At 58.4% G+C, this 26,349-nt stretch carries 27 protein-coding genes, 2 tRNA genes and 1 pseudogene; 12 read left to right on the top strand and 18 right to left on the bottom strand.

Annotation, left to right across the window (positions count from 1 at the left end):
- Positions 1-97 precede the first annotated feature (97 nt).
- The 3 genes from Z945_RS0116005 to Z945_RS0116015 all read left to right on the top strand — a co-directional run bounded on the left by Z945_RS0116005 (position 98) and on the right by Z945_RS0116015 (position 4,716).
- Positions 98-1,981: a phosphatidylglycerol lysyltransferase domain-containing protein gene (locus Z945_RS0116005; protein WP_025053111.1), complete on the top strand. Its 1,884-nt coding sequence runs from the start codon at positions 98-100 to the stop codon at positions 1,979-1,981.
- 42 nt (positions 1,982-2,023) lie between these two features.
- Positions 2,024-3,037: a betaine--homocysteine S-methyltransferase gene (bmt, locus tag Z945_RS0116010; protein ID WP_025053112.1), complete on the top strand. Its 1,014-nt coding sequence runs from the start codon at positions 2,024-2,026 to the stop codon at positions 3,035-3,037.
- A gap of 287 nt (positions 3,038-3,324) precedes the next feature.
- Entirely contained in the window at positions 3,325-4,716 is a 1,392-nt protein-coding gene (locus tag Z945_RS0116015) for an MATE family efflux transporter (protein WP_025053113.1), read from the top strand.
- Between the two features lie 69 nt (positions 4,717-4,785).
- On the opposite strand, the gene Z945_RS0116020 is transcribed toward Z945_RS0116015, so the two are convergent.
- Together Z945_RS0116020 and Z945_RS0116025 are read right to left on the bottom strand one after the other, a co-directional pair.
- Entirely contained in the window at positions 4,786-5,907 is a 1,122-nt protein-coding gene (locus Z945_RS0116020; RefSeq protein ID WP_037971112.1) for a sensor histidine kinase, read from the bottom strand.
- Positions 5,908-6,133: 226 nt separating this feature from the next.
- Complete coding sequence (locus tag Z945_RS0116025; protein ID WP_025053115.1) at positions 6,134-7,210, bottom strand: PA0069 family radical SAM protein; 1,077 nt, start codon at positions 7,208-7,210, stop codon at positions 6,134-6,136.
- Positions 7,211-7,412: 202 nt separating this feature from the next.
- On the opposite strand from Z945_RS0116025, the gene Z945_RS0116030 reads away from it, so the two are divergent.
- The 3 genes from Z945_RS0116030 to Z945_RS0116040 all read left to right on the top strand — a co-directional run bounded on the left by Z945_RS0116030 (position 7,413) and on the right by Z945_RS0116040 (position 9,000).
- The gene (locus Z945_RS0116030; protein WP_025053116.1) at positions 7,413-8,114 is read left to right on the top strand and encodes a corrinoid protein; all 702 of its coding nucleotides are present in this window, start codon (positions 7,413-7,415) and stop codon (positions 8,112-8,114) included.
- Between the two features lie 98 nt (positions 8,115-8,212).
- The gene (locus Z945_RS20720) at positions 8,213-8,368 is read left to right on the top strand and encodes a hypothetical protein (protein ID WP_169736952.1); all 156 of its coding nucleotides are present in this window, start codon (positions 8,213-8,215) and stop codon (positions 8,366-8,368) included.
- On the top strand, positions 8,365-9,000 hold the full coding sequence (locus tag Z945_RS0116040) for a DUF1638 domain-containing protein (protein ID WP_025053117.1): 636 nt from the start codon (positions 8,365-8,367) through the stop codon (positions 8,998-9,000). Before Z945_RS20720 ends, Z945_RS0116040 begins: the two co-directional genes overlap by 4 nt.
- 157 nt (positions 9,001-9,157) lie before the next feature.
- Here the strand turns inward: Z945_RS0116040 and Z945_RS20535 are convergent, their stop codons facing one another.
- Entirely contained in the window at positions 9,158-9,613 is a 456-nt protein-coding gene (locus tag Z945_RS20535; protein WP_152541140.1) for a hypothetical protein, read from the bottom strand.
- Positions 9,614-9,800: 187 nt separating this feature from the next.
- Positions 9,801-10,214, bottom strand: a complete 414-nt coding sequence (locus Z945_RS0116045; protein WP_025053118.1) for a SufE family protein — start codon at positions 10,212-10,214, stop codon at positions 9,801-9,803.
- Positions 10,215-10,340: 126 nt separating this feature from the next.
- Here Z945_RS0116045 and Z945_RS0116050 point away from each other — a divergent pair, with 126 nt between their 5' ends.
- Positions 10,341-10,859: a hypothetical protein gene (locus Z945_RS0116050; protein ID WP_025053119.1), complete on the top strand. Its 519-nt coding sequence runs from the start codon at positions 10,341-10,343 to the stop codon at positions 10,857-10,859.
- A gap of 10 nt (positions 10,860-10,869) precedes the next feature.
- Here Z945_RS0116050 and Z945_RS0116055 read toward each other — a convergent pair whose 3' ends face one another.
- From Z945_RS0116055 to purM, 4 genes are all read right to left on the bottom strand, one after another.
- Complete coding sequence (locus Z945_RS0116055) at positions 10,870-11,217, bottom strand: RidA family protein (RefSeq protein ID WP_025053120.1); 348 nt, start codon at positions 11,215-11,217, stop codon at positions 10,870-10,872.
- A gap of 43 nt (positions 11,218-11,260) precedes the next feature.
- Positions 11,261-12,418, bottom strand: coding sequence for a ribonuclease D (gene rnd / locus Z945_RS0116060; RefSeq protein WP_025053121.1), 1,158 nt, complete (start codon positions 12,416-12,418; stop codon positions 11,261-11,263).
- A 71-nt stretch (positions 12,419-12,489) separates the two neighbouring features.
- Positions 12,490-13,086: a phosphoribosylglycinamide formyltransferase gene (purN, locus tag Z945_RS0116065; RefSeq protein ID WP_025053122.1), complete on the bottom strand. Its 597-nt coding sequence runs from the start codon at positions 13,084-13,086 to the stop codon at positions 12,490-12,492.
- A complete protein-coding gene (purM, locus tag Z945_RS0116070) occupies positions 13,083-14,126 on the bottom strand; it encodes a phosphoribosylformylglycinamidine cyclo-ligase (protein ID WP_037971410.1) in 1,044 nt (347 codons plus the stop codon). Before purM ends, purN begins: the two co-directional genes overlap by 4 nt.
- A 292-nt stretch (positions 14,127-14,418) precedes the next feature.
- On the opposite strand from purM, the gene Z945_RS0116075 reads away from it, so the two are divergent.
- Positions 14,419-14,495: transfer RNA gene (locus tag Z945_RS0116075), tRNA-Ile, on the top strand.
- A 189-nt stretch (positions 14,496-14,684) separates the two neighbouring features.
- Complete coding sequence (locus tag Z945_RS0116080) at positions 14,685-15,107, top strand: response regulator (RefSeq protein ID WP_025053124.1); 423 nt, start codon at positions 14,685-14,687, stop codon at positions 15,105-15,107.
- A 24-nt stretch (positions 15,108-15,131) separates the two neighbouring features.
- On the opposite strand, the gene Z945_RS0116085 is transcribed toward Z945_RS0116080, so the two are convergent.
- Positions 15,132-16,457 (bottom strand): ATP-binding protein, encoded by a 1,326-nt coding sequence (locus Z945_RS0116085; RefSeq protein ID WP_025053125.1) that lies wholly within the window; start codon positions 16,455-16,457, stop codon positions 15,132-15,134.
- Positions 16,458-16,502: 45 nt separating this feature from the next.
- Between Z945_RS0116085 and Z945_RS0116090 the strand changes: the two genes are divergently transcribed.
- The 3 genes from Z945_RS0116090 (at position 16,503) to Z945_RS20725 (ending at position 17,988) form a co-directional block, all read left to right on the top strand.
- Positions 16,503-17,420, top strand: coding sequence for an MBL fold metallo-hydrolase (locus Z945_RS0116090; RefSeq protein WP_025053126.1), 918 nt, complete (start codon positions 16,503-16,505; stop codon positions 17,418-17,420).
- 74 nt (positions 17,421-17,494) lie between these two features.
- A tRNA-Asn gene (locus Z945_RS0116095) sits at positions 17,495-17,569 on the top strand.
- A gap of 161 nt (positions 17,570-17,730) precedes the next feature.
- A complete protein-coding gene (locus tag Z945_RS20725) occupies positions 17,731-17,988 on the top strand; it encodes a DUF6538 domain-containing protein (protein WP_025053127.1) in 258 nt (85 codons plus the stop codon).
- On the opposite strand, the pseudogene Z945_RS20380 reads toward Z945_RS20725, so the two are convergent.
- The 9 genes and pseudogenes from Z945_RS20380 to Z945_RS20640 form a co-directional block, all read right to left on the bottom strand.
- Positions 17,962-18,138, bottom strand: a pseudogene (locus Z945_RS20380) (helix-turn-helix domain-containing protein); the annotation flags it as partial. The gene Z945_RS20725 and the pseudogene Z945_RS20380 overlap by 27 nt on opposite strands.
- Positions 18,139-18,896: 758 nt before the next feature.
- Entirely contained in the window at positions 18,897-19,970 is a 1,074-nt protein-coding gene (locus Z945_RS0116115) for a DUF1513 domain-containing protein (protein ID WP_025053129.1), read from the bottom strand.
- Between the two features lies 1 nt (position 19,971).
- On the bottom strand, positions 19,972-20,979 hold the full coding sequence (locus tag Z945_RS0116120) for an imelysin family protein (RefSeq protein ID WP_025053130.1): 1,008 nt from the start codon (positions 20,977-20,979) through the stop codon (positions 19,972-19,974).
- A complete protein-coding gene (locus tag Z945_RS0116125) occupies positions 20,976-22,529 on the bottom strand; it encodes a di-heme oxidoreductase family protein (RefSeq protein ID WP_241434516.1) in 1,554 nt (517 codons plus the stop codon). The genes Z945_RS0116120 and Z945_RS0116125 overlap by 4 nt, the downstream gene beginning before the upstream one ends.
- A 250-nt stretch (positions 22,530-22,779) precedes the next feature.
- Positions 22,780-23,778 carry a porin gene (locus tag Z945_RS0116130; RefSeq protein ID WP_025053132.1) on the bottom strand — a complete coding sequence of 333 codons (999 nt, stop codon included), beginning with the start codon at positions 23,776-23,778 and terminating at the stop codon, positions 22,780-22,782.
- A gap of 48 nt (positions 23,779-23,826) precedes the next feature.
- Positions 23,827-25,086: an imelysin family protein gene (locus Z945_RS0116135; RefSeq protein WP_025053133.1), complete on the bottom strand. Its 1,260-nt coding sequence runs from the start codon at positions 25,084-25,086 to the stop codon at positions 23,827-23,829.
- 11 nt (positions 25,087-25,097) lie between these two features.
- Entirely contained in the window at positions 25,098-25,583 is a 486-nt protein-coding gene (locus tag Z945_RS0116140; protein ID WP_025053134.1) for a hypothetical protein, read from the bottom strand.
- Positions 25,580-25,744: a hemin uptake protein HemP gene (hemP, locus tag Z945_RS20385; RefSeq protein ID WP_081781014.1), complete on the bottom strand. Its 165-nt coding sequence runs from the start codon at positions 25,742-25,744 to the stop codon at positions 25,580-25,582. Before hemP ends, Z945_RS0116140 begins: the two co-directional genes overlap by 4 nt.
- Positions 25,741-25,917, bottom strand: coding sequence for a hypothetical protein (locus tag Z945_RS20640; RefSeq protein ID WP_161634100.1), 177 nt, complete (start codon positions 25,915-25,917; stop codon positions 25,741-25,743). The genes hemP and Z945_RS20640 overlap by 4 nt, the downstream gene beginning before the upstream one ends.
- Positions 25,918-26,349: the final 432 nt, after the last annotated feature.

Consider the following 26,349-nt stretch of genomic DNA (forward strand, 5'->3'; position numbering starts at 1 on the left):
GAGGCGCATTTGTCGTTCGCAGGCAGCTGCGTTAACGATTTGCAGTGGTTCTTGCATCACCTGTGTGTCCGGGGCGCAAGATTGGGGAAGGTCGGGCATGAAGCAGGTATTGAACGCGCTGTCGTGGACAGCGTGGGGACGGGCGAGCCTGCCCTTCTTGATTATGGGCATTAGCCTTTGGGTCCTGGGTGGCGTTCTGGACGCCGGGGTGGTCGCAACACTCCCCGCCTCGATCCGCTCCTTGCCTGTACCGCTCTTGGTGCTGGCCACCGCGTTTTGCGCAGTCAGCCTTTGGGCCGTCGCCGCCTATGACGGGTTGGCGCATCGTCACTTTCAAACCGGCACCAATTCCAAGCTGGCCCGCACCAGCGGTTTCGCAGCCATTGCGATTGCCCAGACCGTTGGGTTCGGCATCGTAACCGGCGCGGCGGTACGTTGGCGGATGGTGCCCGCTTTGGGGTTGGCAGGTGCCATGCGCATGTCGGTCTTTGTCTCGCTTACCTTCCTCACCGCCCTTGGAGTTCTGACCGCCCTTGCCTGCCTGATACTGCCTGCCCCCGACTGGACCACCCTGCCCGCGCTTGTGTTCCTCGTTGTCCTTCCATTGGCTTTTCTCATCCTCAGCTTTGCCCCGGTCTGCACCGTGATGCGAAACCGCGCTCCGCTCCCCAGCCTTCGCGCGGTTTGCGCGATCCTTGGATGGACGACACTGGACGTCATGGCAGCGGCACTGGCGCTTTTTGTGCTGATCCCGACGCCCGAACTCCATCTGGCGTCGTTCCTACCGGTCTTCTTACTGGCCTTGGGTGCCGCCATGCTCTCGGGTGCGCCGGGCGGTGTTGGCCCGTTTGAGTTGACGTTGATCGGCTTGCTGCCACAGGTGCCCGCAGCCGACCTGATCACCGGCATCGTGGTCTTTCGCACGCTCTACTACGCGGTCCCGGCACTGCTGGCTGTCGCACTGGCGTTCACCGCCCGCAAGCCCGCGCAGCAGCCTGTTTCGACCAACGATCCCACGCCGGACTTTCCCCTGACTGCCGAGCTGGGCATTCTGGCACAAAACAATGGGCATGTGCACACTCACGAGGCAGGCAACTTTGCACTGTGGAACACAAGACAAACCTCGGTGCTGCTGTTTGATCCGGTGACAGGTGGCGCAGTGCCCGCCCTGACCGAGCTTAAAGCGCAAGCCCACAGCCGCGTCCGTACGGCTTGTCTTTACAAGTGCGGGGCACGACAAGCCCTGGCCGCCCGCATGCGAGGCTGGGCCGTGATGCGGATCGCGCAGGACTGTATCGTCGATCTGTCGGCGTATAATGTTTCCCAGCCCGCGTTTTCCGGCTTACGGCGCAAACTGCGTAAAGCGGAAAAGGCGGGTATAACCGTCCATCGCCCTCAATACCTGCCTTTGGATGAAATGACCGCCATCGACGCCGCTTGGCAAGCTGCCCACGGCAGAGCGCGGGGCGGTACCATGGGTCGGTTCTGCCCGGACTATCTGGCCACACAAGACGTGTATCTGGCTTACCGTGCAGATGTGCTCGTTGGCTATGTCAGCCTTCACCGGCATGCGAACAGGCCCTGTCTTGATCTGGTACGCCACCTGCCGGATCTGCCTGATGGCACCATGCATTTGCTGATCCACAGCGCGATCATGGCGGCGCAGGCAGAGGGGGCGACGCATCTCAGCCTCGCTGCCCTACCGTACTTTCCAGACTGGATCGGCCGCTTCGGCAGGCTCAGCCGCCCGTTTCACAACCCCGGCTTGCGGCAGTTCAAATCAAGCTTCGGGCCCGGCCTCCTGCCCCGCTATGCCGCTGCCCCCACCCCCCTAGGACTGGCCATTGCGCTCGCCGATATTGCAAGTGAAGTGCACCATCCGCCGCCCCTTGCCAAACGCCTGCCGATCAGCGGGCCTGTTCGCCACACACGCGGAGTTCATAAACAAGATGAAGAATATGACATTGCTTTGCCCGCCTGAGCATGGAAGGAGAAAATCGACCTTAACCGACAGGCGCATCTCATGAGCAATCCATTCACCGATCTTCTGGCCGAAAAGGGCTTTCTTCTGGCCGATGGCGCGACAGGTACCAATCTGTTCAACATGGGGCTGATGTCAGGCGAGCCACCGGAGTTCTGGAACACGGATGAGCCGCAAAAGATCGTCACCCTGTACAAAGGGGCCGTGAACGCAGGCAGCGACATTTTTCTGACCAACAGTTTCGGGGCCAATGCCTCGCGCCTGAAGCTGCACAATGCTGCCAACCGCGCCAATGAACTGAGCCGCGTCGCCGCCGAGATTGCACGCGAAGTCGCCGATACCGCGGGCCGTCCCGTGATCGTCGCAGGCTCTGTCGGCCCGACCGGAGAGATTATGGAGCCTGTTGGCACCCTGAGCCACGCCACCGCCGTCGAGATGTTTCACGAAACTGCGGATGGGCTGAAAGCGGGTGGTGCCGATATCGGCTGGCTGGAGACGATCAGCGCCCCCGAGGAATACAAAGCCGCCGCCGAAGGCTTTGCACTGGCCGGTCTGCCCTGGTGCGGCACAATGAGTTTCGACACTGCGGGCCGCACGATGATGGGTCTGACATCTGAAGGGATGGTCGATATGGTCGAAGGGCTGGACAATGCGCCCTTGGCCTACGGGGCCAACTGCGGCACCGGCGCGTCGGACCTGTTACGCACGGTACTGGGATTTGCGGGCAAAGGCAGCACGCGCCCCATTATCGCCAAGGGCAATGCCGGCATCCCGAAATACGTCGAAGGCCACATCCACTATGACGGGACGCCCGAACTGATGGCGGAGTATGCGGTGATGGCGCGCAATTGCGGTGCCACGATCATCGGAGGTTGTTGCGGTACAATGCCCAACCATCTTGAAGCCATGCGCGAAGCACTCGACAGCCGGCCGAAAGGTGCACCGCCCGAGCTGGACGAGATCAAAGCCGCGCTGGGCGATTTTTCGTCTGCCAGCGATGGCACAGATGGCGAAGGCCCCGTTCGAGCCCCGCGTCGCGGACGCCGCCGCGGGTAAGAAAGCCGCCTACTGGATCAGCGGAAGGAAAACCGCGGCTTATCGCTTTACCGCGCTTTTGCGGCAACATGAGGGTCAGCACCCACAAGATCGGGGACTATTGCCGACTTGACCGCATAAACTTTTCGGACTAGCCAGTTCGAAGGCTGTAGACGCCCGCCTCCCGCTGACATTTGTCTTGGTTAAGATCTACGAAGATATCTCTACCTACCTCTTTCCGCATATCGCGCGGATGGTAACGCGGGCCCCATCTCGAACTGCGCGATCAGGCAAGAGAGATACGGGATATGACTGATACCCCCACAAATACATTCACCGATGGGCCGCTTGGCACCATCTACCTCAAGACCGCGCTGCCGATCATTTTCGTGATGGGCATGAACGGGTTGCTATCCGTTGCAGATGCGCTATTTCTGGGCATCTACGTTGGCCCTGATGCGCTAGCTGCGGTCACCCTCATGTTCCCGATCTACATGCTGATCGTGGCGCTTTCCACGCTTGTAGCCAACGGCATGTCGAGCCTTCTGGCCCGGTCCCTTGGTGCGGGCGACGTGGACAGCGCGCGTGCGACGTTTGCAGGTGCACACGGGCTAGCCGTTGCATTGGGCGCGGTCCTGATCGTCTTGTTCGTTCTATTGGGCCAACCCGTTGCATTGCTTGCCGCTGGCGGGTCCGAAGCTTTGGCCGAGATGGGACTGATCTATCTACGGATCACGGTATTTTTCTCACCGCTGTTGTTCGTATTGTCAGTCAATTCTGACGCCCTGCGCAACGAAGGGCGCGTAGGCTTTATGGCCGCGATGAGCCTGCTGGTGTCGATTGCGAACATCGGGTTCAATTACCTGCTCATTGCACTCTTGGACATGGGCGTCGCCGGGTCCGCCTATGGGACAGCCGCAGCACAGGCGCTTGCCTTCGGGATCATTCTTGCGTTCCGCTTGTTTGGTGAAACGTCACTGCACCCCGCGACCCTCCTGTCCCATTCCCTGCGCAGCAAATGGGGACGGATCCTCGCGCTGGGCGCACCACAAAGCCTGAACTTTATCGGATTGGCCCTTGGATCAGCGGCGATCATCACGGCGCTGCAGTGGGTTGGCCGACCGGGCTATGCCGATACCATCACGGCATACGGCATCATCACGCGGGTCATCACATTTGCCTTTCTGCCGCTCCTGGGCCTGTCCTTTGCCATGCAGACGATCACAGGCAACAACTACGGTGCAGCCCTTTGGAACAGGTCGGACGCCAGCCTGCGCATCGCGCTTTGGATCGCCTTTGTCTATTGCGCCTTGGTACAGGCGATCGTGCTGAGCATGCCAAGCCGGATCGCCGGTGCATTTGTGGATGATATCGCAGTCATCGACGAGGTCGCTCGTATCCTTCCCATCATGACAAGCGTCTTCTTTATGATGGGGCCGCTGATGATGATGGCGAGCTACTTTCAGGCAATCGGCGCTGCGGGGAAGGCGGCTCTCCTCGGGCTCACAAAACCATATGCCTTTGCGATCCCGCTGACGTTCCTATTGCCGGTCTGGTTGGGAGAGATTGGCATCTGGTTAGCCGGTCCCTTGGCCGAAGTGATGCTGCTGGGTCTGACGTTTTTAGTGCTCAGGGTCGCAGGTCGAGAGCAAAACCTGAAATGGGGCATCTTCCACCCAGAAGGGAGACAAGCGGTATGAACGCACAGCGGAGGTTCGCTACGCACCTCATTGGCCAAGCGTAAAGGTGCCCAAGTCGTTTCGGAATTGTCAGGCGGATGATGCATCCGGTTTTGACGCCATGCTTTCGAACTCGAAAGTCACGTTCAACCCGTTCGATTTGGTATCGACATCAAGCTTGGCATTCAACTCCGCCGAGATCACCGCTGCGATCTGCATGCCCAGCCCCCCGGTGGACAGAGTAGCATTCTCGGACAATCCGACGCCGTTGTCCCGGCAATTGACGCGGATGCGATTGTCATCCGCGTTTCGGGTCACGAGCACATCAATCTGCCCGGTGCGATCATCGGGGAAAGCATGTTTGATGGCGTTCGCTACAAATTCGTTGATCAACGTGCCAACAGCAACGGCCTCATTCGACGACACCTTCGTTTCAATCAATTCGCAGTTGAGGGTCACATTCTCCGGCGCGATCTTTCGGAAATAGGACATCAGGTTTTCGACGTACCGGCCCAGCTCGATAATGCGCCCCGCATCGGTCCGGTAGAGTTCCTGATGCAGCATGGCGACGGCGTCAATCCGCGACCCGATCGTCGCCAGCGCTTCGGTGGTTTCTTCCTCTTTTGCGTTCCGCCCTGCAAGCCGTACAAGCGATCCCAAGGACTGCAGCGAGTTTTTCACCCGGTGATCCACCTCCTTGCGCAACATCTCGGTGTGTTTCAACGTCTTTCGAAGCTCAAGCTGCGCCATAACCTGTCTGGCGAGCACGCGGATCGTGTCGCGTTGCAAGGGTGTCAACGTCTTCGGCTGATGATCAAGCACGCAGAGCGTTCCCAAAGGCAGCCCGTCCGCAGTCTTTAAAAGGGCACCGGCGTAAAACCGCAGTCCTTCATCGCCGCAACACAAAGGGTTGTCTGCCATTCTCGTATCCAGCAGCGTGTCGTGTATTTCGACAAACTCCTCCTCGAGGATGACATGCGAGCAAAGCGAAGTCGCCAAAGGCGTTTCGCGCACGCCAAGGCCGGTTTCAGCCTTGAACCACTGTCGTTCGGCATCAATGAAATTGATCACGGAAATTGCGGTGCCACAGGCAGCAGCGGCCAGCTGTACGATTTCGTCGAATTCAGTCTCCCGCTCGGTTTCGAGGATCTCATAAGCGTAAAGGGCCGACAGGCGTTCTGCTTGCTTAGGATGCAAAGGGGCAATTGGCATTTTCAGGATGCTTCGGTAAGGGACAGACTAGATAAAATATTACATTACAGCGCCATGAAAACAAGCAGATGCGCGCTGTGGCTCATTCCACTGGTATTTGTTCGTTTTTAAATGGCCAGTGGCAACCTTGGCAGCGACCCTGCCCATGAGCAGAAGCGTGGCCGCCGAAAGCCGGCTTATTCTGCATTCATTGCTTTCTCTCCCTCTGAAAGCTGCTTTCTACCTTCTAAAACAAAGACATCTGCGCCCCCGGCAGGACTGGCGGACGAAACAGATCACAGCGCATGGGCGGCGCATTTGTTTTCAGACCCAACCGCTTGATTGCCAGGTTGAACCGCCCTGCCACCATCTCCGCGTAAGGCCCCTCCCCGCGCATCCTGCGGTGCCATGTGGCGTCATATTCCTTGCCTCCGTGCATCTCGCGCAAACGCTGCATGATGCGTTCGGCACGGTCCGGATAATGCTCGGCCAGCCACTCCTGCACCAGCGGAGACACCTCGGCAGGCAGACGCAGCATGATCCAGCTGGCGTGCCGCGCACCGGCATCGCGACCAGAAGACAGGATCGCTTCCAATTCGGGATCTGTCAGCGCCGGGATCATAGGCGATGCCATGATGCGCACCGGAATCCCCGCTTCGGCCAGACGCCGGATCATCTGCAACCGCCGCTTTGGTGCAGGCGCACGGGGTTCCATCAAGCGACTAAGCTTTGCATCCAATGTCGTGACAGAGATACCCACCCGCACCAATCCGCGCCGCGCCATCGGACCCAGAATATCGATGTCGCGTTCAATCAGCGTCCCTTTGGTGACAATTGCCACCGGATGACCCGCATCCGACAAGACCTGCAAACAGGCCCGCATTATTTCGTGATCCCGCTCAATAGGCTGATAGGGATCGGTATTCGTGCCAATGGCAATCGGGGCCACGCGGTACCGCTTGGCCGCCAGCTCGCGGCGCAGCACTTCGGGCGCATTGAGCCGTGCGATCAACTGCGTCTCAAAATCCAGCCCCGGTGACAGACCCAGATAGGCGTGGCTGGGCCGTGCAAAGCAATAGACACAGCCATGTTCGCACCCCCGGTAAGGATTGATCGAACGGTCAAAGGGCATGTCGGGCGAACGGTTATAGGTGATCAGGCTGCGCGCCACCTCTGGCCTCGTGACCGTGCGCAAGACCGGTAGATCGGTTTCCTGCGCCCAACCGTCATCGACCGCCTCGCGCACATGTCGCTCGAACCTGCCCGCATGGTTGCTGCCAGCCGCACGGCCCTTGACGGTGTAATTCCGGTTCTCGATGTCCATACACAAAAATAGAACAAAAAGCGAACAAGCGCAATTCCCCAACTGCACGAAGCCCGTGTCCATGCAAGTAATTCATAATCATCTAGAGAAAAATGCGTCGCTCAATTGGCCGCCGATGTCGCAATTTGCGTACCAATTCCAAGCGGTTCGTGACAAAAAGATGTAACGTACACACCTGCGCCACATGCAGAAGGAATACCTCATGTCCGATGACGACGAAATCATCCTGTCCGAACTCGACGACGAAGAGCTTGTCCAACAGATGTTCGACGACCTCTACGATGGCCTTAAAGAGGAGATCGAAGAGGGTGTTAATATCCTGCTGGAACGTGGCTGGGAACCCTATGATATCCTGACTAAGGCGCTTGTGGGCGGTATGACAATCGTTGGCGCTGACTTCCGCGACGGTATCCTGTTCGTTCCCGAAGTGCTGCTGGCCGCCAATGCGATGAAGGGCGGCATGGCCATCCTCAAGCCGCTTCTGGCAGAAACCGGCGCACCGCGTGTGGGCAAGATGGTCATCGGCACGGTTAAGGGCGACATCCACGACATCGGCAAGAACCTTGTCGGCATGATGATGGAAGGCGCAGGCTTTGAGGTGGTCGACCTTGGTATCAACAACCCGGTTGAGAAATACCTTGAGGCACTGGACGCTGAAGGAGCTGATATTCTTGGCATGTCGGCCCTGCTGACCACCACGATGCCCTATATGAAGGTCGTGATCGACACGATGGTCGAACAGGGTATCCGCGATGATTTCATTGTGTTGGTGGGCGGTGCGCCGTTGAACGAGGAATTCGGCAAGGCCATCGGGGCCGACGCCTATTGCCGCGATGCTGCTGTGGCGGTGGAGACGGCGAAGGAATGGATGTCCCGCAAGCACAACTCGGCTAAATCAGCCTGAGCAGATACCCAGTGTTGCATGACATGAAGGCTCTGCCATGTGGCGGGGCCTTTTTTGTATCCGCTCCGCCCCCTATCTTAGAGGTGAAAGGAGAACGCATGCCCCTAACCTTCTTCGCCTCATTGCTTCTGGCTGTGATCCTCGCCGGTGGCCTAACCGTTTGGCTGATCTCTCTTGGTGGCCCGACCCTCATGGCCTTCGCCCTGCCCGCGCTGCTGATCGCCGCCGTGGTTTTGCACCGTTCAAGCCGGTGATCCCCAGCGATAACACCTTGACCGAACAAGGTCTGCCACTGGCCGCAAGCAAGGGCCGGGTTTTGCTGATCGCCTGCGGCGCACTTGCGCGGGAGATCCTCGATCTCAAGGCGATGAACCGCTGGACGCATCTCGACCTGACCTGCCTGCCCGCCAAACTGCATCTCTACCCCGAAAAGATCACCGCCGAAGTCCGCGCCGCCGTCGCCAAGGACAAGGATGCCTACGATGATATTTTCATCGTCTATGCAGACTGCGGCACCGGTGGATTGCTACAGGCAGCCTGCGACGAGATGGGCGTCCAGATGATCGCCGGGCCGCATTGCTACAGCTTCTTCGAAGGCAACGCCGCCTTTGCCGCCAAAGCCGAGGACGAGTTCACCAGCTTCTATCTCACCGATTTTCTGGTCCGTCAGTTCGACGCATTCGTCTGGAAACCCATGGGATTAGACCGCCATCCTGATCTACGTGATATGTATTTCGGCAACTATGAAAAGCTGATCTATCAGGCCCAGACGGATGATCCAGCGCTGACGGCTAAGGCCGAAGCTTGCGCCGCACGGCTGGGATTGGCGTTCGAGCGACGGTTTACGGGGTACGGGGATTTAGGGACTGTTCTTGGGTCTATTTGATGGGCGCTTTGGCAATTTAATGGAGGGCCGCAACGCGGACTTACCAAACCTTCACTGTGACTGCGACAATGGCCTGTTTGGCGAACCATTCTTCAAACGGCCGTATTAAAATGTTTTTCACATGGACATGGTGCCTGCACATGTGGAAAAAGTGCTTTTATTTCACTGTAATACGAACAGAATCGCCGTGAATTTTAACGGTTTCTTTCCCCGGTCTATCTGCCACAAATATTGTCTCGTAAACTGGGGTCCAACCTTTGCAGCTACTACTTCTCCTCACCCCTGGTTTGCCAAAGGCGATATGGCCTGTTTCTAATGTTAGATCTAAATTTCTCTTACTTTTCGCAAGATGAGCCTTGCTGGGTAATTGACCGCATTCTCCACGGGCACCATGCACTATAGCGGCTTGACCAACTTTTAGCGTAATACTTTTTCTAAACTTCACTTTGTTTGATTTATCCGCCTGCGCAACTGGAGCGAAGGCCAGGGTCGAAATACCAAAAAATAATGCAACTGATGCATTTTTTAAAAAAGTCATAGAAACCAATCCCTTATGATTACGCTCTAACAATACACAAGAAACGGCGACAATATATAAAAAAATGCGTTTCACCAAACGCGTCAAGAAAGATCATATTTGCACGACCGCATGACACTTCGCCGGATGCCCGACAAACCCCGTTTCAAAACCAGATGTGTTGTTGAAGGTTTTGCTACAAACATAATAGCGACATTAGCCGCGATGCAGAAAACACGGTGACTTCGGGCTCAAACCGGCCATTCACCTGTCACGCGACCCGTCACCCCACCGCCGCCGCCGCGGTTTCGCGCACGCGCTCTATCATTGCGGTCAATCCGTTGGAGCGTTGGGCCGACAGGTGATCATTCAAGCCCAGACGCCCCATCTCGGCGCGGGCGTCCACGGCCAGCACCTCGGCCGGGGTCAACCCGTTGTAAAGCGTGCGCAACACCGCGATCAGGCCCGAGACGATCATCGCATCACTCGCCCCGTCGAAATGCAGCTTACCCTTCTCAAACTGCGCATGCAGCCAGACCTGTGACGCACAGCCATCGACCTTGGTCGCAGGCACGCGCAGCGCCTCTTCCAGCGCGTCCATCGCCTTGCCTTGGTCAATCACATGGCGATACCGGTCCTCCCAGTCCTCCAAAAACTCGAAATCCTCAACAAGCTCTTCAAATGCGGGCGTGGCCATGGCGGTGCGGTCCTTTGTCTGCGTTGCCACTGAGGTAGGAGAGCCATTGCCAAAGGTCCAGCCCCTTCCCAAGTCCGCGACAATAGGCTACTCAAATCCCGAGCAGAAATTCCCAAGGCAGGCCCCATGCGCAAGACACTTCCCCTTCTTCTCGCGGCAACCCTCGCGGTCGGCGCCTGCGCCACGGTGCGCGACAGCCGGGTCAACCCGTTCAACTGGTTCGGGCAAAGCAGGTCCGTGCCGGTGACACAGGCCGCGCCCACCAATCCACTGATCCCGCAGGGTGGCGGGCTTTTTGCAAATCGCAGGGCGGAAGAAGCGGTGTATATCGGGCGCCCGTTCGAGCAGGTGACCGACCTGACCATCGAGCGCATTCCCGGCGGCGCGATCATCCGCGCCACGGGGCTTGCCGCGCGACAGGGCATTTACGAGGTTCAGCTAACGCCAAACAATGAGGCGGAGGAGCCCGAAGACGGTGTTCTGATCTACCGGTTGGAAGGTGTGCGGCCCAGTGGCCCCACAGCCGTAGGTACGGTCCCGACCCGCGAAGTCATTGCAGCGCGCCGGGTCACTGACCAGCAATTGCGCGGGGTCAGCCGGATCCGTGTCGAAGGTCAGCTGAACGCGCAGGTGGCCCGGCGTTAGGGGCGAGCCGTTAAGCGGCTGCTGTCACAATAATCTCGACAGTCAGGTCCGGTCTGGCCAGTTTAGCCTCACCGCAGGCGCGTGCGGGCGCATGGCCTTCAGCCACCCAGGCATCCCAGACACCGTTCATCTCTTCAAAATCGGCCATGTCCGCCAGCCAGATCACCGCTTGCAGAATACACGTCTTGTCTGACCCGGCCTCGGCCAGAAGTGCATTGATCTTGTCCAGACAATCCTGCGTTTGCTGCGCCACGCTGGCACCTGCTGTGCCCACCTGCCCGGCCAGATAGATCGTGCCGTTGTGGGTCACAATTTGGCTCATGCGCTGGTTCGTATGATGGCGTTTGATCTCGGTCATCGGAAGGTCCTTTTGTTCGATTTGGTACGTGTTTCTGACAGGGTCAGGCATCAACTACGATCACATCATTGCCTTTGACAGTGAGGGCGATTTCACCTTTGCACAGCCGCAGCGCGTCAACACCAAAGACCTCGTGCCGCCAGCCCTGCAGCGCAGGCACATCGCGCAAGCCTGCGGCGATTCCATCAAGATCGGCGGCAGGCGCGATCAGTTTGGCCGCGACGCCGGCCTTTTCCGTTTTGGCCTTCAGAAGCACACGCAGCAGATCGGCCAACGCAGGATTGACCTGAAGCTTTTCGCGGCTGCGGTCGGGTTTTGGCAAATCAGCGGAGGGGCAAGCAATCCCCGCTGCAATCGCCTTGAGAATCCCATCTGCAATCTCGCCTTTGCGCGCTTCGCGCAGGATCAAACGTGCACGGCCCAATTCTTCGTGATTCGAAGGCTTTAGGCTTGCAAGCTCAACCAGTGCATCATCTTTGTAGACACGGTTGCGCGGTACGTTGCGCTCTTGGGCATAGGCCTCGCGGAAAGCTGCCAGCTCGCGCACGATGCCCAGAAACTTCGGCGAGTTCGTGCGCGTCTTGACCCGCTTCCAAGCATCCTGCGGCTGGGTCACATAAGTGTCGGGAGACGTCAGGATCGTCAACTCTTCCTTGACCCAGCGCGCACGCCCGCTTTCTTCCAATTTCTCGGCCAGAAACTCGTAAATCTGGCGCAGATAGGTGACATCGGCCAGCGCGTATTTCTTCTGCGCATCCGACAGCGGCCTGCGCGACCAATCGGTGAACCGCGAGGATTTATCGACACCTGCATTGCAAATCTTGCGCACCAGGGTCTCATAGCCGACCTGTTCGCCAAACCCGCAGACCATCGCCGCGACCTGTGTATCAAACAGCGGCTCGGGAAAGACCTGCGCATCGACAAAGAAGATCTCGAGATCCTGACGTGCAGCATGGAACACCTTAACCACCGACGTATCGCGGAAGAGGTCGTAAAGTGGTTCCAGCGAGATACCATCGGCCAGAGGATCAACCAGAACGCCACTGCTGTCATCGGTGCCGGGCATGGCCAATTGCACCAGGCAAAGCTTTGAATAATAAGTCCGCTCGCGCAAAAACTCTGTGTCTACAGTCACATAAGGATGGTTGGCGGCTTCGGTGCAAAATTCGGCGAGGTCGGCAGTGGTTGTAATCGTTTTCATGGTCTCACTTCGTGCAGACGGGGCGGTCCCTTTGGACATTACAGCTACAGCAGGCAAAGACCTTTGACCAGTCAGCCTTGCAGCATCAGCGGTCGGCGGTCCCCGGCTGCGAAACGACGCAGACAGGCGGGATAGAGCTGGTGTTCGAGTTCGAGCACGCGTGCGGCAAGCGTGTCCGCCGTGTCACCGGGGTCGACAGTCAACTGCGCCTGCCCGAGGATCGGGCCATCGTCCAGCGCTGCGGTCACTTCATGAACCGTGCAGCCGTGCAGTGCATCCCCTTCGTCCAATGCACGCGCATGGGTGTGCAAGCCTTTGTACTTAGGCAGTAATGAGGGGTGGATATTGATCATGCGCCCGGCCCATTGGTCGGTAAAACTGCCTGTCAGCTGCCGCATGAACCCTGCAAGGCAAATGATATCAGGCGCATGGGGTGCCAGCGCGTCCGAGAGAGCAGCCTCGAATGCAGGTCGATCGCCCTTGAACGGGCGGTGATCCACCACTTCGGTGGCAATGCCCTGTTCCCGCGCCCATGCGATCCCCCCGGCCTCTGCCTTGTTTGACAGCACCACTACAGGTCGCGCAGGATGATCCCCCGTCATGTCCTCGACCAAGGCGCGCATATTGGAGCCGCCCCCGGACAGGAAAATCGCGACTCGTTTGGTCAAAGCAGGCTGCCCGAATACTGCACACCTGGCGCGTCGGTGATACGGCCGATCTCTGCCACGGCATGCCCTTCGCCTTCAAAGCATGCACGGACGACTGCGGCCTTGTCTGCAGGCACCACAGCAACCATGCCGATGCCGCAGTTGAAGGTCTTGAGCATTTCGGCCTCGACCAAACCACCTTGCGCCGCGAGCCAGCCAAAGACCGGCGGCAGCTCCCAGCTTTGCAGATCTATGGTGGCACCCAACCCTTCGGGCAGCACGCGCGGCAGGTTCTCTGTCAGTCCGCCACCGGTGATATGGGCCAGCGCATGCACGGCACCCTCCTCCGCAATGGCGGCCACTGCGCCTTTGACATAAAGCGTCGTGGGCGCCAGCAAAGCTGCGCCCAGGGTGCCTTCGTCCCAAGGGCAATCCGCATCCCAGCCCAACCCGCTGACCTCAACAATCTTGCGCACCAGCGAATAACCGTTGGAATGGACACCGTTGCTGGCAATCCCCAAAAGCACATCGCCCTGTGCCACGTCACGCGGCAAAGTTGCGCCACGTTCCATGGCACCCACAGAAAAACCGGCCAGGTCAAAGTCGCCTGCATCATACATACCCGGCATCTCGGCGGTCTCACCACCGATCAACGCGCAGCCCGATTGCGCACAACCTTCTGCGATGCCTTCTATGATACGGGTCGCCTGGTCCAGTTCCAGCTTGCCGGTAGCAAAATAGTCGAGGAAAAACAAAGGCTCCGCCCCTTGGCAGATCAGGTCGTTCACACACATCGCCACCAGATCAATGCCGATGCCATCCACGTTGCCTGTGTCAATCGCGATCCGCAGTTTGGTGCCAACGCCATCTGTCGCCGCCACCAGAACCGGATCGACAAAACCAGCAGCCTTAAGATCAAAAAGCGCACCAAAGCCGCCCAACCCCGACATGGTTCCGGGCCGTGCAGTGCGCTTGGCCGCAGGCTTGATCCGTTCTACAAGCGCATTGCCCGCGTCAATATCGACGCCCGCGTCCGCATAGGTGATGCCGTTTTTTGTCATGGTGTTTTCCGATTGCTGGACTTTGACGCTGCGATACCCGATCAAGCGTGACCTCGCAAGCACCGGTGCTTTGAACCGGTTCGGACCACGGCAGCAAACCGATGTGCCCCTGCGCATTGCGGTCAGGTGAACTATGATCGCAACCAGTCGTTCGAGGGTCATCCGTACCTCAACTCTCGCCGGTTTCCAAGGGACGCCTCAGACACGGCCCGCCCTCGCCAATACGAACAGATCCCTCAAATAGCCTGCCACTTGACGCCAGCGATCCAGCGCCATAATCACCCTGTGTGGCGGGCCTGTAGCTCAACTGGTTAGAGCAGAGCGCTCATAACGCTTTGGTTGCGGGTTCAAGTCCTGCCGGGCCTACCATACCCCCGCCTTTCTCTCTTTGTTGCATAACTTGTTAATCTTTGAGGGCTAGTGCTGGCCGCGGGGCGAATAGCGTGGCTAAAGGGATAGATATGAACATCACAAACAGGAATTGGGTACGAAAACACGACAGGCGGCCCTTGGCCGTCACATACTGCACGTTCAAACCACTACATGGAGAGGCGTGATATGGCCGCTTCAAAGATCTTGATCGTAGATGATTCGACCGTTGACCGCATGATCATGCGTCGCGCCTTCGACAAGGCCGAGATCACCGAGGTTGAACTAGAAGAGGCACCGGATGCGATGGCCGCACTGACATGCCTTTCCGAAACCGACTTTGACGCTGTTTTTCTGGACATCAACATGCCCGGAGAGAACGGTTTTCATGTTTTGCGTTCTGTCCGGGAAAACCGCGAGACCAGTTGGCCACTGGTCTTCATGTATTCATCTTCCGAGCATCCGGATGATGTCGCGCGGGCCTATGCCGAAAATGCAACGGGGTACCTGTGCAAACCAACCGAATTTGAACAGATCAAAAAACAGTTGGTGGATTGTATCGGTCTGCTCAAGAACGTGATGAAACCGGCAGGTGTTGTACAACCCGCCTGATACGGAAAGGGAGGGGCACAAGGTCTAACGCGCGATGACAATGTCAGCGCGCAGCCCCCCCAACCGCGTAGATTCGCCCAAACGCAGAACACCGCCGTGCGCGCGCGCTATGTCTGTGGCGATCGCCAGCCCCAGTCCAACCCCGCCGCCCATATCCTGGTTTCGCGCCGGATCTAGCCGGACAAAGGGCCGCGCCGCATCCACACGACGATCCTCCGGAATGCCCGGACCATCATCCTCCACACGAATGCGCAGCGTTCTGTCGCTGAGCATGACCTCCACCTCGGCCCGCGCACCATACCGCACGGCGTTCGAGATCAGATTGTCTACCGCCCGACGGATGGCCGTGATGCGCAGCAATACCGTGCCACTACCGTCGCCAGCACGGTCCAGCATTTTTATGTTGCGCCCGACGCGCTGCGCCTGCTCCACGAGATCGGAGACCATTTCAAATGGATCGACGGGCTCCGGCGCACCCTCGGCCGCCCCTTTCGCAAAGTCGAGAAACTCATCCAGCATCCGCTGCATATCATCAACGTCCTGACGCAGCGGTTCTGCATCATCTTCGTCTAGCATCGACAAGGACAGACGCATGCGCGTCAGCGGCGTGCGCAGATCATGGCTGACCCCGGACAGCATCAAGGTCCGCTGCTCGATCTGGCGCTCGATCCGGTTGCGCATGTCGATGAAAGCATTGCCCGCGCTGCGCACCTCGGCGGCCCCTGCGGGTGAATAGGGCTCATGTCGTCCCCGACCGAAAGCTTCGGCCACCCGCGCCAAACGGGTGATCGGGCGCAGCTGATTGCGCAAATAGATCGAAGCGATCAGCGTCATGACCACCCCGAAAAAGATCGTATAGACAAAGAGCTGATGCGGATTCTTGGCCGAAATACGCGCCCGGTCAAAGCGAAGCTCGAATAGCCCTTTTTGCGTTTCAAGAAACAACCGAACCCCGATGTCCGACGTCAGATCCAAGGCGCGGAACCCCTCAAGCCGTTGCATGAACCGTTCCCGCGCAACGCGACCTGAATAATCGTACCAGACCATCCGGCTTGTCCGTGGCACCTGCGATGGAGTGACCGGCACGACGGTATATTCAAGCGCCCCCAGCTGATCCGCCACAGCCCGCGGGACAGCGTCACGGCTTGATGCGGCCGCAACGACCTCCTGCACCAGCGCCATTTCCATCGCCGCCGCATCCGTCATCTGCTGGGTCACCCCCTCGAAATGCCGCTGAGCAAAAAGCACCACGACAACCAGTTGCACAAAGACCACCGGCAGAAGCAGGATCAGCGTGGCCCGCCCGTAGATGCCGCGCGGCATATAGTGTTTGAGCCAGAGAAATGACATGAGTAAGACCTTAGCCAGCCCCTGCCCCATGCGAAAGGTCTAACCATGCTGCCGCCAGACGACTTTGATCCCCCCATCGGTACGCCGCAAGAACTGGAACCTGGCCTGCGCCGGATCGTGGCTCCGAACCCCTCGCCGATGACATATCGCGGGACCAACACCTATCTGCTGGGCACCAAAGGTCTGGCCGTCATAGACCCCGGTCCTGAAAGCGCCGCACATCTCGACGCTATCCTCGGCGCGGTTGGCCCGGACCAGCATATTTCGCATATCATTGTGACCCACAGCCATGTTGACCATTCTCCCCTCTCCCGGCCCCTCGCCGCTGCCACAGGCGCGCCTGTACTGGCCTTTGGCGATGCGACGGCGGGACGGTCCGCTGTGATGCAGGAATTAAGCCGGAACGGAGAGATCGGCGGCGGTGAAGGAATCGATCTGGCTTTTGCCCCGGACCAAACCCTCGCAGATGGTGCATGGATCCATGGTGACGGCTGGCAGCTGGAAGCCTTGCATACGCCGGGCCACATCGGCAATCATCTTTGCCTTGCCTGGGGGGACGCATGTCTGACTGCAGACCACGTCATGGGCTGGGCCTCCTCCCTCGTGTCGCCGCCAGATGGTGATCTGACAGATTTCATGGCCTCCTGTGCCAAACTGGCCCAACGCGATTGGCGGGTCTTCTATCCCGGCCATGGCGGTGCGATCGACGCGCCCGCGCAACGCCTCGACTGGTTGATCCAGCACCGGAAAGGCCGCGAATCCGACATCATCGCAGCGCTTCGCCACGGCCCCGCTACCGCCAGCACAATCGCGGCCGGCATCTACACCGAAACACCCGCTGCCCTGCTGGGTGCCGCCACCCGAAACGTGCTCGCCCATCTGGTTGATCTGACAGTAAATTCCCGCGTGCGCGCAGACGGCCCTCTCCACGCCAAAGCCATCTTTGCGCTTGAACCCGACTGACCCAGAAAAACTTCATTTTTCGCCCCAAACCCTCTGGACGCGCCAAAACGCCATTGCTATAGGGTGCGAACCGTTCCGACGTAGCTCAGCGGTAGAGCAGTTGACTGTTAATCAATTGGTCGTAGGTTCGATCCCTACCGTCGGAGCCATTTTACCCTTAAGTGCATGAATTTATTTAAGATAATTGTTTAACTCCGATGGTATTCGGCTGATATGTGCAAAAGTTGCACACGGGGTTACACGGGAAGTTACACAAAGCCTTCTGCCCTTTGTTTTCCAGCGATGATCGTCCCCAAGCCAAGGACGACTCATGGTCCATCCAAAATATCTGTTTAAGAAGGGTGAAAACTTCTACTTCAGACGCCGCATTCCGGGTTTATCAAAAATTCTTTCACCCGTTTTCCTGTCTTTAGTGACGAAAAGCGAATTCTTTGCGCATACATGCTTGTCGAAGCTCACCACGGAATTCGACGATATGCTTGAAGCCTTTGTATTTGCGTTAGATGAACTGCCTAAAGGTTTGATCGCACGGTACATGACCGTCCGCGTAAGGATCCAGCTTGCTTGAACGCTTGGGCGTCCTGAACTGCGGTTCCACCGCACCTTCACGCAGATACTTCTTGATCGTGTTCCGAGACAAACCCGTACGCCGGGCAATCTCCCTAATTGGCATTTTGCCACGTAATGCCCAGCGTCGAATGACACTCAAAAATCCCATGTCGATCACTCCAAATCCCCCCAACCAAAACCGTCGGGGAAGTGTGTTCACATGGGTCAATTCTCAGTGACAATTTATGGGGCTACCAGGTCAGTTCTCAGTGACAATCAACATGACAGCCCCTATAGCGATGCCGAAATTTCCGCCTGCCTTGACCTGCTGAGCGATATTGCAAACAGCCAATACATACGTGAGCAGCCAAAGCCGAATGAGGTCGAGATTTTGCGGCTCATGTCGCAGGGGTACTCATTGGAAGAGATTTCAGTATCGCAGTAGATAGCCATCTCAACCGTGAAAAAACGTTTAAGCAGGGCGTGCGCCACGTTGGGCGCAAGAACATCGGTGCAAGCCGTGGCTGAAGCGGTCCGTCGGCAGGTGATTTAAGTGTGGTTTTCCAACACTCTGATCGCTGTTTTATACTCAAAGGTTATCATCTGAAACGCATTCTCTGCGGTTTCGGAATCTACCGTGCTTGCATCCACTGCTCGCTCTTCAGGCGGCCAATCTCGCATTCTGCGTGGCCCCGCCGGTCAGGGGCGTACACCAACTTTCTGCCGCCTGCGCTTTGCTGACATTCATGACGGGCAGCACTTGGAGAAGGGCATTTTTGCAGCTTGAATGGCGGCTGGCGTTTTTTGCATGACTGAACATGAACGGCGAATGTAGGCAATCAGCCACCTTCACTCAGAACGATGATGCACGGTAGTTTCGTCAGAACATAATCAACTTGCCGGAAACCTGCTCCAGTGCAGACCACCTCAAAGCGGGATGAGATGATTGTCCCAGCTGGCAGATTCGGTCCTGGATACGGTCTGCTGGCCACCGGTCATGAAAGATAGTGCACCTGTGCCAGATGTCAGCAGAATGCCATCTGCCGATGCGGCAGCGCCGCAGACGTCCGGGAGAGGCCGGCTCTTTTTCAACTGGCCTGAACGGGCGTCGTAAAACTGGATGATGCCGCCTCTCGGGGAGGTCACGGCGATGGTGTCATCATGGTCGGCATAGCAGATACTACCAACGTATCCGCGCATATCACGCAAGTGATCAAGAGGTGTGTCGAGCAGGACCATCTCTTGGCCACGTACATGGGTTCCGACCAGCATGGGGGCAGCGCCGTCGCCTTGCCATTGCATGCCAAAGGCCACCTGCCCCTCCGCATTGACCGCAAGATGTCGGATCGAGTTTTTGTGCATCGGCGGCGTTGGTTCAGCCACTTCGACGATTGCGCCGGCCTCGATATAAGTCAGGTTTGGTCGCATCGTCGGGATGTTCAGCGTCGTGCGGCCGGAATCCGGATGCGTGTCAATGCCACCATTGGCGACAACCAGTGTCTCGGTGTTCGGCAAACGCTTTATATCGTGAGGACCAACGCCGCCGCTGTCCCATTCGTCGATGCGGCGGTATCCCGCGCGGGTATCCCAAACGCCGATACGGCCACGGCCGGCCTCAAAATCGTTTTCCGTTGTGAAAAGCAGATGGCCGTCAGAGGAAAACGCGCCATGACCGTAGAAATGCCGCCCGCCGGGCACCTGCAGCAGAGCTGTTTGCGATCCTGTTACGCAGTCGATGACGACAGCGTATGTGCCCGGGCGTCTTGCAAAAGCAACGGCTTCCGGCCGAGATGGATGGGCGGCAGCTGCATGTCCTCGCGCCGGCAGCGAAAGCTGAAACGTGACCTTAAGCGCGGCATCGATCCCGCACAGTACATAAGTGCCATCCACCAGTGCTGCAGCAGATAGAAAAGACGGCGATCCCGCATCAGCCCATGAGGGCTTGGGGACCAGCCCGGTTGCCAGCAAACCCGCGATAAATTGGCGACGGCCAGCTTGCATTTCAGTCCCCGTCCAAGGAATTGAATCCCGCCGCAACACCCAATGTCGGCCCGAGTTCGGTTTGGACCGTTGTGCGAATCGTATCGACGGCCTGTTGCACCACCTCGATTTTCAAACGGGATTGTGGCTTTGCCACGCTGGCAAATACCGGATCATTAACAGCCTCAAGCTTGTCCAGCGCATCGTTAAATTCGCGGGTCAACTGCTCTGCCACTTGAGGATCGGTCACAGCCAGTCTGGACGCCAGATCTTGTAAGGATTCGAGGCTCAGTTTGACGTCCGACGCCGATCGCCCCGATCGCCAGGCCTCTGCCCGCTTTGGTCGGGGCCGATCAAAGGTGCCAAGGGGCCGCCCGAGACGGCTGTCGCTGGTGAATTGCAAGCCTGCTGTCAGCGCTCTCAGCATCTCTTGCAGCACTTCTTCTTCGCTGCGGTAGGTGGCAGTTGGCCCCGGAGACAGCAAAACATCGGCATGTCCGCCTGTCCAATCGTCGTAGATTGCAGTGGCAGTCGCGGCGATGTCACCAGCGACTGTTCGTACCAAAGTGCAATGGTAGTCCGAAGTGCCTTCTTGCATCAGGGTTGCGTCATAGAGCAGGAACTCGAGAGCATAAAAGCCGCGCGCCGCGATGGACACATCGCTGTAAGTTTCGACGTTGGCGGCTATCGGATCTTGATCCGCGATCAGGGTTGCCAAACTGCGCGGCGTGGCCCCGCGGCTGTCTGGCCAAAAGGCCAATGCAAAAGCGCGGTCGTCGACTTCAGTCGGCCCGAACCGCAGATGACTGGCCGAAATCCAGGCGTCGAAAGCAGCACCGTATGCAGCGCGAAGGTCCGTCGAGGTCGGATCGCAGTCCTGCTGGGCCGTCTGTGCCAAATCTTGGGATGTGGACGCCAGGGCGTCGAACCGGGGCAGGATGTGCCCGTCAATGATATCTGACACAGATGGATCTGCAGCAGCTGCCACGGGCGCACAGATCAAGGCGGCGGCAAAGAGATAACGTTTCATAGGCTTTCCAAATATCTGATCAGCGCATCGCGGTCTTCGGTGGGCATCGCCTTGACCGCATCCCGTTGGGCTTCTGCTTCGCCACCATGCCACAAGACCGCCTCAAGAAGCGACCGTGCACGCCCGTCGTGTAGAAAATAGCTGTGGCCACTGACCTGCTCGGTCAGGCCGATCCCCCAAAGCGGCGGTGTGCGCCATTCCTGTCCCGTGGCCCGCGCTTCGGGCCGGTTATCCGCAAGACCCGGCCCCATGTCGTGCAACAGCATATCGGTATAGGGCCAAATCAGCTGAAAGCTCTGCTCAGGCTGGTTTTCAAGGCGGTGGGTGACAAAGCTGGGTGTATGACAAGAGTTGCAGCCGGTCGCATAAAACACCTCCTTGCCACGCAAGACCCGAGGATCATTCACATCGCGGCGCGCCGGAACACCAAGGTTGCGACTGTAAAAAGCGACAAGCTCCATGCCCTCCGCATCTATCTCTGTGAGGCGGGCGTCCTTGTCGCCGTGGATGGCGGCCAGGCAATCGGCCTGAAGGTCCGTGCATTCGCCACTGCCCGCAGTGAACAGGGGGTTCGATATGCCAATGTCGCCGACGAATGCGCTCGCCGATTGCTCCATGATTGTCGGATTGCCTGCTTTAAGGCCAAAGCGGCCCAACATGGGCTTGTCATATTCAACAGACCAGACGATGTTCGGGCGACCGGATATGCCATCATTGTCGCGGTCGTCCGGATCGGCACCTGCGAGAATATCAGCGGCGGGAATGGCTTCGAGCAGCCCAAGACCGATCATCTGGGGGGCCACGCGGGGGGACAACATGGCACCCTCTGCCAAGGGGCCGTAGCTGAGGTTTTCAGCAGTATAGGTTGGCGCGCGCAGCGACACTTCCAAGCCGTCAGCCAAGGTCACGGTTTCCTCGACATAGCTCAGACCAAGGCTGAATTCCGATGCATGGCCCTGCACGGCAAAATCCTGCAACTGCGATCCGTAGGTCGGCTCGGGCACGGTTGCGATGTAGTCGGCAATTTCGGCAATCCTTACGTCATCCGGCATGCCGTCGGGATCCATGACAGACACCCGCATCAGCATAGAGATCGCGTTGTCCTCCGGACCTTCCGGCGGGTGCCCGCGCCCATCCTTGATGTGGCACCGCTGGCAGGATCGTGCGTTGAAAAGCGGCCCCAACCCGTCCGAGGCCAATGTCGACGAGGGGGACGACACCCAAAGCTTGCGGAACAGCCCGTTGCCGAGTTTGAACTCAAGCTCGTCTTCAAACGAGATGTTGGCTGAGGGCTGCGAAAATGCGTCCGCATCACCCCGAGCACGCACGGTTGCCGCACCAGCAGAGCGTTCCTCGAACTTCTGCGCTGCGGTGAAATCTGTGGTCGGGGCGGTGACCTTGGCAATGCGCACTGCTTCCGCGTTGGTGCGGGGCACAACATTCAAATGCGGATCGTCCAGACCGAAGTAAAAGTCTGGGTACGTCGATGCGGTTTGGTCCTGTGTTTCGGCGATGGCAATGGATCCCGCCGCCAGCATGACGATCAACATAAAACCCGGCTTTGTCCATTTTCGACTCATCAAGCAGCGCATATGTTTCTTTACCAAGTTTGTCATCGTCCAGTTGGGGTGCAGGAAAGTCGATACGACCTATTTCACCTCTCAGCCTTGGCTCAGAGGTATTCATCAGTAAAATGCTACCGGCGACAGCACTAAGTCTGCGGGACGCGATACATGGAATATCGCGCCCCAACTTCTGCAACCGGATCGCCTTCGTGACGATCAGGCTGAGGGTGCCGCTTTAAAACGCATAGATGCCAGACAACCCGACGGCTGTGGACTTTTCCCCACCAACGTCGAACCGTGCGACCCCGAAGCTCATGTCGAGATTTTCCGAAATGTTCCGGTCGATGCCAAGCGAGACCAGGCTGTCGGTGGCTGCCGCGTCATTGTCGATGACCGTGCCCGTGGCAGAGAATGTCCAAGCATCGATAACGTAAGATCCGCCGAGCGTGAGATAGGTCGCATCCTCGTCTGTGCCGCCTGCCCCGTCAAAGTGCGCAACCTCGCCGATCATGGCCATGCCGCCACCGAAATCATGGGCCGCGCCAAGCACGATGCCCGTTTCATCCGACGGATCGCCCTGCCCCGCAGACAAGAACCGCGCCCCGACCCATGCAGTCGTATCGCCGAAGGCCTGATCGTACTGCAGCGCGACGTTGTTCAGCTTTCCGGTGTTGCCCGCACCGCCACCGGCGACCGATACCCGACCCCGCTTAGTCCCGATACTGTCACTCAGGGCCGTATCGTCCACGTAGAAGGCCGCGATGGACAGGGTACCGGGGCCAACGGGGGTTTCCACGGACGCCCCGATCATCTCGCTCAGCTCGTAATCCTCTGCAAGAGCGGAGCCATAGAACCCCGGTGCCTCATCCCAGGCCTTAGCAAAGACCGGGCTGATCTTACCAAAGGAGACGGCAGTTTTGCCAAGGCTATAGCGCAACCCGAGTTCGCTGAAATACAGGCCCAGATCGTCAAAGGCTCTATCGTCTTCAGCGTCCAGAACAGATTCCAGAACCAATCCGCCAAAGAACGTCAGGTTCTGCGTGATTGTCGCCTCGAAGGACAGTTCCGCCGAGACAAACCCGTCTGTGATCTCTGCCGCCGGATCGTCGGCGCTGATCGTACTGTCGACCCCGATTTCCACCTCGCCTTCATAGGTGAAACCGGCATCCTGAGCCTGTACCGCATAGGCGCTTGCAACGGACCAGACCGTCGCCAAAAGTATCGTCTTCTTCATTGTTACTGCTCTTTCTGTGATGGTGCCCATACCGGCACGCGCATTTGTTTATTGGAAAACGGCATCAGGATCGTCGAGGCTGTCAGAACCTTCGATCGCGCTTCCGTCTACGCCCAAGACGGTAATGACCCGCTCGATGGAGCGCGTCTGGTCGATCAGACCGTTCACGCCGTCCATGATCAGCGCCTCACCCGCAGCGTTCCCACGCTCCAGCATCTGGTCATAAGCAAAGCCTGCTTCGGCGGCATGTTTGATCCGGCTCAAAGCCATGACGGCAGCGCTCAGCTTGCTTTGCATCTCGGTATCCAGGGCTGTGTCCTGTTCCGCAACCAGATCAGACAAAGATGCGCCCGAAACAAGAGTGCCATCAGTGCGGACATAGGCACCGAGATAGACGTTCTGGATGCCAACGCCGTTGTAGTAGTGATCGTTATGGGTGTTATCGGCAAAGCAGGAATGTTCTTCTTCCGGGTCGTTCAGCATCACGCCAAGGCGCATCCGCTCACCTGCGGTTTCACCATAAGACAGCGAGCCCATGCCTGTCAGAATGGCCGAGATGCCGGCATCCGAATCCTCCATCAACGCGGTGCGTGCGGCACCGTCATCGGCCCAGGCCTCAGCCATGTATTTCAGGTCTGAAATGAGCAGTTCGGTGGCGGCAGTCAGGTATTGCCCGCGCCGGTCACAATTGCCGTTCGTGCAGGCCTCTTCGGTGGCGTAGTCTGTCCAAGGCCGGTCCCCCGCACCCGTGCCATGACCGTTCAGATCCTGCCCCCAAAGGAGAAACTCGATGGCGTGATAACCTGTCGCCACATTGGCCTCGACCCCGTCTGCCTCTTGCAGGGTTTCTTCCAACAACGCCGGGGTGATGGTCGTGGCGTCGATCTCGGTGCCGGACAGGGTGAAGGTCGGGTTTGCAATTACGTTGAGCGCCGCAAATTCGTTTTCGTCGGACGGCCCGCCATAGGACGCATCCACATAGTCGATCAGCCCTTCATCCAGCGGCCAGGCATTCACCTTGCCTTCCCAGTCATCGACGATTGCATTGCCGAAACGAAAGACCTCGGTCTGCTGGTATGGCACGCGGGCCGCCAGCCACGCCGCACGGGCGGCGGTCAAGGTTTCGGCAGAGGGGTTCGTCACCAAGGCGGTGATGGATGTCTGCAGGCGCTGCGCAGTGATCAGGCTGTCGCCATAGTTCGCAGCGGCGATATCGGCATAGGTGTCCAGCACATCTGTCGTCTCGACCGCCAAAGCGGGTGCGGCAAGGCCAAGGGCGACAGCGGTGGAAAGAAGATAGCGTTTCATGGGGTGTCCCTTTAGTGGAGTGTTCTGTGTTTCTGAGCAGGTGAAGCTTCGGCGAGATCTCTGGGGGCCTGAAGACGCATCCGCATGAACGCCAGCCCCACATCAGCCGCTAGAGAAGCAATCAGGGGAGCCATATCGGGCCGCACCAGAAGCGTGGCCATCAGCACCGCATCTTCCCGTTCTCCGGTGGCGGCAGCTGCGATAAAGTTGGCAAAGCAGGATTCGTCCGCCCCCAGACATTTGCAGGCAACCGCGTGGCGCATCAGCGGCCTGCGGCCATGCTGCATGCACATCGCACACAAATCCTCGAAGGATTTCATGGCCGCGCGACCATGCTTGGCACCAAGGCTGCTCGCAAAATCATTCCACATCTGTGCCTGCGCGGCCGGCCCATCGCACCAGAGACGCAGATAGATAACCGACGCAGCTTCGATGCTGTCGAGTTCGGTGATGAAGCCCACGGGTGCGCCGCCGCGGTTGCGTGATTGAAGGCTCATTTGGTCAAGATCAACTTGCCAGCCCGCGTGATCCGCAGGGTGTAGGTTTGATCATCCAGCACGATCTGCGCCAGATCGCCGCCGGCCGTCAGATCGCGGGCCGCATAAGAGGGCAAAGCAGGTGCCGGAGATTGCTTGGGCGGCGCTGAATGAAAGTTCATGCTGGCACCCCTTCTCTTTCACCAAAGCGCTCGGACACCCAAACCGGACAAACGGTATCCGCCTCGGAAGCCGCCTCGAGAAGATCCAGCCGCTCGATCTGCTGGAGGCGCAAAGACAGCCTGCGCGCCTGTGGGTCTTCGATCTGGATCAGGGCGTTTTCAACAGGCTGCATGGGTCAATCCTCGCTTTGTCTGGTGTCCGGCTTCCCTACCTAGACTCGGGTGGCTCGACGTGCGCTAAACCTGAGCGAATGAGTCGGGATAGTCAACCTGACAAATTTAGTCGGAAATAGATTGCACCTCAGCAGCCGTCACAGTTCTGCAACAATTACATGGCGCCTTAATGTTGCCTTATTCCCGCCGCTTCCGCGCCGCCGTTGCCGCGCAGCATTCCGGGATGGCCGCGCGATTGCCACGGCCACCCCTGAACAGGAGCAGCCCGATGGCCCGTCCCGCACCACAGCCCCCGCAAAAGCCGCCCGCCGAGGCGCAAGCGCCAAAACCCGCGCCGCAGGCACCGGTTTTTACGGACTACGCGAGCCTTTAGCTACAAACGAGAGCCGATAGTCTGAATGACCGTCGCTCTAAAAACCAACCGTATGTCC

It is taken from the genome of Sulfitobacter noctilucae (assembly GCF_000622365.1).
Taxonomy (GTDB): Bacteria; Pseudomonadota; Alphaproteobacteria; order Rhodobacterales; family Rhodobacteraceae; genus Sulfitobacter; species Sulfitobacter noctilucae.

Coding starts and splice junctions, on each gene's coding strand:
- Z945_RS0116005 (WP_025053111.1), top strand. CDS start 98: ATGAAGCAGGTATTGAACGCGCTGTCGTGGACAGCGTGGGGACGGGCG.
- bmt (WP_025053112.1), top strand. CDS start 2,024: ATGAGCAATCCATTCACCGATCTTCTGGCCGAAAAGGGCTTTCTTCTG.
- Z945_RS0116015 (WP_025053113.1), top strand. CDS start 3,325: ATGACTGATACCCCCACAAATACATTCACCGATGGGCCGCTTGGCACC.
- Z945_RS0116020 (WP_037971112.1), bottom strand. CDS start 5,907: ATGCCAATTGCCCCTTTGCATCCTAAGCAAGCAGAACGCCTGTCGGCC.
- Z945_RS0116025 (WP_025053115.1), bottom strand. CDS start 7,210: ATGGACATCGAGAACCGGAATTACACCGTCAAGGGCCGTGCGGCTGGC.
- Z945_RS0116030 (WP_025053116.1), top strand. CDS start 7,413: ATGTCCGATGACGACGAAATCATCCTGTCCGAACTCGACGACGAAGAG.
- Z945_RS20720 (WP_169736952.1), top strand. CDS start 8,213: ATGCCCCTAACCTTCTTCGCCTCATTGCTTCTGGCTGTGATCCTCGCC.
- Z945_RS0116045 (WP_025053118.1), bottom strand. CDS start 10,214: ATGGCCACGCCCGCATTTGAAGAGCTTGTTGAGGATTTCGAGTTTTTG.
- Z945_RS0116050 (WP_025053119.1), top strand. CDS start 10,341: ATGCGCAAGACACTTCCCCTTCTTCTCGCGGCAACCCTCGCGGTCGGC.
- Z945_RS0116055 (WP_025053120.1), bottom strand. CDS start 11,217: ATGACCGAGATCAAACGCCATCATACGAACCAGCGCATGAGCCAAATT.
- rnd (WP_025053121.1), bottom strand. CDS start 12,418: ATGAAAACGATTACAACCACTGCCGACCTCGCCGAATTTTGCACCGAA.
- purM (WP_037971410.1), bottom strand. CDS start 14,126: ATGACAAAAAACGGCATCACCTATGCGGACGCGGGCGTCGATATTGAC.
- Z945_RS0116080 (WP_025053124.1), top strand. CDS start 14,685: ATGGCCGCTTCAAAGATCTTGATCGTAGATGATTCGACCGTTGACCGC.
- Z945_RS0116085 (WP_025053125.1), bottom strand. CDS start 16,457: ATGTCATTTCTCTGGCTCAAACACTATATGCCGCGCGGCATCTACGGG.
- Z945_RS0116090 (WP_025053126.1), top strand. CDS start 16,503: ATGCTGCCGCCAGACGACTTTGATCCCCCCATCGGTACGCCGCAAGAA.
- Z945_RS20725 (WP_025053127.1), top strand. CDS start 17,731: ATGGTCCATCCAAAATATCTGTTTAAGAAGGGTGAAAACTTCTACTTC.
- Z945_RS0116115 (WP_025053129.1), bottom strand. CDS start 19,970: ATGCAAGCTGGCCGTCGCCAATTTATCGCGGGTTTGCTGGCAACCGGG.
- Z945_RS0116120 (WP_025053130.1), bottom strand. CDS start 20,979: ATGAAACGTTATCTCTTTGCCGCCGCCTTGATCTGTGCGCCCGTGGCA.
- Z945_RS0116125 (WP_241434516.1), bottom strand. CDS start 22,529: ATGTTGATCGTCATGCTGGCGGCGGGATCCATTGCCATCGCCGAAACA.
- Z945_RS0116130 (WP_025053132.1), bottom strand. CDS start 23,778: ATGAAGAAGACGATACTTTTGGCGACGGTCTGGTCCGTTGCAAGCGCC.
- Z945_RS0116135 (WP_025053133.1), bottom strand. CDS start 25,086: ATGAAACGCTATCTTCTTTCCACCGCTGTCGCCCTTGGCCTTGCCGCA.
- Z945_RS0116140 (WP_025053134.1), bottom strand. CDS start 25,583: ATGAGCCTTCAATCACGCAACCGCGGCGGCGCACCCGTGGGCTTCATC.
- hemP (WP_081781014.1), bottom strand. CDS start 25,744: ATGAACTTTCATTCAGCGCCGCCCAAGCAATCTCCGGCACCTGCTTTG.
- Z945_RS20640 (WP_161634100.1), bottom strand. CDS start 25,917: ATGCAGCCTGTTGAAAACGCCCTGATCCAGATCGAAGACCCACAGGCG.